At 73.2% G+C, this 4,843-nt stretch carries 4 protein-coding genes; 1 reads left to right on the top strand and 3 read right to left on the bottom strand.

The window, feature by feature from the left end; all coding sequences use genetic code 11:
- Positions 1-88 precede the first annotated feature (88 nt).
- Genes AOJ26_RS11640 through AOJ26_RS11650 form a run of 3 tightly spaced genes read right to left on the bottom strand, consistent with a single transcriptional unit; the run spans position 89 to position 3,580 of the window.
- A complete protein-coding gene (locus AOJ26_RS11640) occupies positions 89-721 on the bottom strand; it encodes a TetR/AcrR family transcriptional regulator (protein WP_053848170.1) in 633 nt (210 codons plus the stop codon).
- A gap of 47 nt (positions 722-768) precedes the next feature.
- Positions 769-2,853 (bottom strand): YhgE/Pip domain-containing protein, encoded by a 2,085-nt coding sequence (locus tag AOJ26_RS11645; RefSeq protein WP_053848171.1) that lies wholly within the window; start codon positions 2,851-2,853, stop codon positions 769-771.
- Positions 2,825-3,580, bottom strand: coding sequence for an ATP-binding cassette domain-containing protein (locus tag AOJ26_RS11650; protein WP_078959851.1), 756 nt, complete (start codon positions 3,578-3,580; stop codon positions 2,825-2,827). The genes AOJ26_RS11645 and AOJ26_RS11650 overlap by 29 nt, the downstream gene beginning before the upstream one ends.
- A 180-nt stretch (positions 3,581-3,760) precedes the next feature.
- Between AOJ26_RS11650 and AOJ26_RS11655 the strand changes: the two genes are divergently transcribed.
- Complete coding sequence (locus AOJ26_RS11655) at positions 3,761-4,333, top strand: SAV_6107 family HEPN domain-containing protein (RefSeq protein WP_053848172.1); 573 nt, start codon at positions 3,761-3,763, stop codon at positions 4,331-4,333.
- The last annotated feature ends 510 nt before the right edge of the window (positions 4,334-4,843 follow it).

Genomic DNA, 4,843 nt, shown 5'->3' on the forward strand with positions numbered 1-4,843 from the left:
GGGGGTACGGGGGAGAAGGCGCCGGTTCGCGGTGGCCCGCGGGGGACGCGGCCACAACGGACCGGCGCTTTCGCACGGCGGCCCGGGGTTAGCCCCTGCGCCCGCTCACCCGCCCCTGCAACAGCCGCGACAGCGCCGCGTGCACGTCGTCCAGGGAGCGCTCGGGCTGGAAGGACTGCCAGTCCAGGGCGGCCACCAGGACCATGCCGACCAGGGCGGCGGCGGTCAGCGGGACGTCGATCTCGTCGCTGAACTCGCCGTTCTCCACGCCTTCGCGCAGCACGTCCTCCACGACCGCCACGGCCTGCTGACGGACCACCATGAGCGTGGACTGCCAGGCCCTGTTGGTGCGCCACAGCTCGGCCACGTAGAGCTGGGTGAACGCCGGGTAGCGGTCGATGAAGACGAGACCCGCGCGGATCATCGCGTCCAGGGCGTCCACCTTGCCGCCGCCCGCGCGGGCCGTCGCTTCCGCCGCCTCCCTCAGTGAGGCGGTGAGCAGACCCACGCCGTGCCGCAGCAGCTCCTCGAAGAGAACGGACTTGCTCGCGAAGTTGTAGTAGACCGTGCCCTTCGCGACTCCCGCGCGCTCGGCGATCTCGTCGACCGTGGTGGCGGAGAAGCCCTGCTCGGCGATGAGCGTGACGGCCGCCTCGTAGAGCTTCTGCCGGGTGGCCTCGCGGCGTGTGCTGACGCCCGCCGTGGCGCTGCTGCTTTCCATGGTCCTGATTCTCACAGGCGGGACCGCCCCCGAGGTGGCGGAAGGGCTCACAGGGTCAGCTCCGGGTGCAGCCGGTCGAGCGTCCACACCTGCCGGCGTCGGGCCGAGAGGGCGGTCAGCGCGAGGGCGCCCGCGGTGAAGGCGACGAGCACCACGCACGCGTGCCACACCGGAGTGAGACCACCGCCCGTGATGAGGCGGCGCAGGGCCTCGACGACGTAGCTCATCGGCAGGAAGGGGTGGAGCGCGTTGAAGAAGCCCGGGCTGGTCTGGACGGGGTAGGTGCCGCCCGCGGACGTGAGCTGGAGCATCAGGAGGGCGAGGACGAGGATCCGGCCCGCCGCCCCGAAGCGCGCGTTCAGCCACTGGACGATCGCCGCGAAGCAGGCCGTCACCAGGAACAGGAAGCCCACGGTCCCGGCCGCCCGCGCCATCTGGAGGCCGATCGCCCAGTGCAGCACCGACATCAGGGACACGACCTGGAGCACCCCGATCGCCACCACGGGCAGCCAGCCCGCGAGCGCGATCCGCCAGGCCGCGGCACCGGCGGCGAGGGCGCGACGGTTCATCGGAGTGATGAGCATGTACGCCACCATCGCGCCGACCCACAGGGACAGCGGGATGAAGTACGGGGCGAACCCGGTGCCGTAGTTCGGTGCCTTGTGGAGGTCCCTGGAGACCAGTTGGACCGGGTCGGACATCACGTCGGTGCGCCGGTCGCGGTCCTTCTTGTCGTAGTCGGGGATCCGCGAGGCGCCGTCGTGCAGCCCGTCGGAGAGCTTCCCGGAGCCGTCGGCGAGCTTGTACATGCCGCCGCTCAGGGTGTCGGCGCCGGTCTTGAGCCTGCCGACGCCCTCGTCCAGGTCCTGTGCGCCGGTCCTCGCGGTGCCCAGGCCGGAGTGCAGCGTCCTGGCGCCCGCGGCGACCCTGGCGGCGCCCTGGTTCAGCTGGTTGATCTTCGCCACGGCCTCGTCGAGGTCCTCGGAGAGGCGGGGCGCCCGGTCGGCGAGGCTCCGGGCCTGCCGCTGGAGGGTGGCGAGTCGGCCGTCGAGCTTCTTCAGGTCGCCGTCCTGGTCGGCGACCAGGACGTTGACGTCGTCGGCGACCCTGGCCACGTCGGCGGCCGCCTGCCGGGCCTTCTTCAGGTCGGCGCAGGCCGGGTCCGGCAGCACCGGGTCCGTGCAGCGCGTCCTGTAGACGGCGTTCAGCGCGTCGGAGGCCCGGTGTGCTCCTTCGGCGGCCGCAGGGGCGGTCCTCACCAGGGTGTCGAGGTTGTGGCGCACGGCCACCGCGGAGTCGGCGACGAGCCGCGCGGTGTCGCCGATGGTCTTCTCGTTCTCCGCCAGGAAGGGGCGCGCCTTGTCCGCGACCCCGTTGACCTTGTCGGCGAGGCTCTGGGTGCCGGCGGCGACCTGCCGGGCGCCGTCCGCGAGGTCACCGGAGCCGATGTCGAGCTTCGCCAGCCCGTCGGCGAGCCTGCCGCTGCCCGCGCGGGCCTGCTCCAGGCCCGCGGCGAGGTCCCGGGACCCCCTCTCGGCCTTGCCGATGCCGCCTTCCAGGTCGTCGGCCCCGTTCGCGGCCTTGACCGTGGCGCCGTGGATGTCGGAGAAGGAGATGAAGATCCGGTCCAGGAAGGACCGCGACGCCTTGGTGGACGCGGCCTGGCGCACCTCGGCGAAGACCGTCCGGGAGATCTGCCCGACGATGTAGTTGTTGGAGTCGTTCGTACGGACCTGGAGGGCGCCGGTCTCGGGGGAGTCGCCGGCGCTGGAGGCGATCCGCCGGCTGAAGTCGGCCGGCATGGTGAGCGACAGGTAGTAGGTGCCGTCCTCGACGCCCTCGCGCGCCTCGGCGGAGTCGACCTCATGCCAGTCGAAGGTGTCGCTCTCGCGCAGCCCCTTGGTGAGGTCGTCGCCCGCGTGCAATGGCCTGCCGTCGGCGGTGGCGCCCTTGTCGTCGTTCACCAGGGCGACGGGGATGCGGTCCAGGCGGCCGTACGGATCCCAGAAGGACCACAGGTACAGGGCGCCGTACAGCAAGGGCAGCACGAGCAGGGCCACCAGGGCCGCGCGCGGCAGTTTCCCCCTGCCGAAGCGGCGCAGCTCAAGCGCGGCCAGTCTCGGCGAACGCATCGGTCGTCTCCTCACTGGTCTCGTCCGTCCCGGCCTCCGGCCGCGTGGACACGGTCACGGCGTCCTCCGGGGCCTCGCTGCACACCGCCACGACCGTGGTCCCGGCCGCGGCGAGGGACCTGAGGAGCGCCCAGGCCTCGGTGCGTTCGGCGTCCGACAGCTTCAGGTCGAGGTCGTCGACGGCGAGCAGCCGGGGCCGGCCGATCAGCGCCAGGGCGATCGACAGCCGCAGGGCCTCCAGGCGTTCCAGATCGCGTACGGCGGTCCGCGCCCCCTTGGGCAGCGCCTCCCGGTCGAGCCCGGCGGCCGCCAGCGCGGTGTCGATCCGCAGCCTCGCCGCGGCCGCCCGCTCCTCGCGCGGCCACAGCAGGGCGCGCACCGAGTCGCCGAACCGGCTCTGGAGCAGCGCCCGTTCGCGCAGGTGCTCCCCGACGGTCAGGGCCGGGTCGAGGTCGGTGACACCGTCGACGTTCGCCGGCGCGCTGAACCGGCGCACCGCCGCGAGCTGCTTCGGCAGCCGGGCCCCGCCCACGGTGGCCGTCCCCTCGGAGGCCTTCATCCGCCCGGTCAGCGCGAGCAGCAGGCTCGTACGACCGGACCCTGAGGGTCCCGCCACGGCGATCAACGCACCGGGCTCCGCCGTGAGGTCGATCCCGCGGAACGCCCAGCCGCGAGGCCCCTTCAGGCCGAACCCCTCGGCCGTGACAGCGACTCCGTCCACGGCCACCCCCTGATCTTCTTGAATCGCGAACTTTTTGAACTGACTGGTCAGTGCAAAAAGTAACCCGAACCTTCGATCGAAGCAAAAGCCCAGGTCAGAACGGATTGTCAGTGGCATACCTCACGATGGGCACATACGGCACTCCGTAGCGGGAGCTGCCGTCAACCAGACGACAGGAGGTTCGTCATGGCCAGCTACCACGCAGCCGCCGCCCGTCGGCGCCGCGCCACCGGCCCTGCCCCCTCACTGACCGGCCCGGCGAGCGACGTGCACCCCGTGCTGCGCCGGGCGACGGCCCCGCCCGCCGCCCTCGACCTGCTCGCCCAGGCCCGCGCCGGCCTGGACGAGGCCTCGGCGCTGGAGACGCCGAACGAGCGCTATGCCACCGCCCATCTCGCGGCCCTGCGCACCGCGGCCGCCGTGCTCGCCGCGCGGGGGCGCCCGGAGCCCACGCCCCGACGCCGCGCCAAGATCCGGAGCGCCTGGGAAGTGCTCCCCGAGATCGCGCCCGAGCTCACCGAGTGGAGCGCGCTGTTCGCCTCCGGGGCACGGCGTCGCGCCCGGGCCGAGGCGGGCATCCAGGGTGCGGCCAGCCGCCGGGACGCGGACGACCTCATACGCGACGTGGCGATGTTCCTGCGCCTCGTCGAGCGGATGCTGGTGCTCCAGCCGGTCCTGCCGCAGCCGCGCCAGGACGCGGACCAGCCGGAGGGCGACGGCGGCGCCGACCGCGGCCGTGACTTCCCGGACGCGGGCTGAGCGGCCCGACGGACGGGGTGATCCGCACCCGGTGCCGGGCTGCCGAGAAGGCTCGGGCACCGACCTCAGGGGGAGTGCGGGGCCGGTCCGCGGAGGGCGACGGTTCGGCACGGGCTCCCTCGTGCTGAGGGCACGGTGAGCGGGCCGCGCAGGGCGGTCCTGCAAGGGGGAAGGTGCCGCGACGGAGGGAACACGAGGGTTGGTCCGCGCAGGCCGGCCTGGACGGGTGAAGGTGCCCGACGGAAGGGACCCGACGGAAGGGACCCGACGGAAGGGACCCGACGGAAGGGACACGGGGACCGGTTCGCGCGAGGCACCCTGAAATGGGCTTAGACGCCTCGGCAGGGAACACGGCGACCCGTCCGAGCAAGGCGGTTCTGCGAGGTGGAGGCGTCTCGCCGCCCCGGTCCGCCCCAGCCGCACGAAGGCGTCGCCGCCCCGGCCCGCCCCAGCCGCCTCGCTCCAGGACCCCGCCCGTGGCCGGCGCACCGCGATGACCGGCCGTGGCCT

This window comes from Streptomyces sp. NRRL B-24085 (genome assembly GCF_001282115.1).
Lineage (GTDB): Bacteria > Actinomycetota > Actinomycetes > Streptomycetales > Streptomycetaceae > Streptomyces.

What these genes read in the sequence shown, in the direction of transcription:
- AOJ26_RS11640 (WP_053848170.1), bottom strand. Translation starts at nt 721, where the DNA reads ATGGAAAGCAGCAGCGCCACGGCGGGCGTCAGCACACGCCGCGAGGCC.
- AOJ26_RS11645 (WP_053848171.1), bottom strand. Translation starts at nt 2,853, where the DNA reads ATGCGTTCGCCGAGACTGGCCGCGCTTGAGCTGCGCCGCTTCGGCAGG.
- AOJ26_RS11655 (WP_053848172.1), top strand. Translation starts at nt 3,761, where the DNA reads ATGGCCAGCTACCACGCAGCCGCCGCCCGTCGGCGCCGCGCCACCGGC.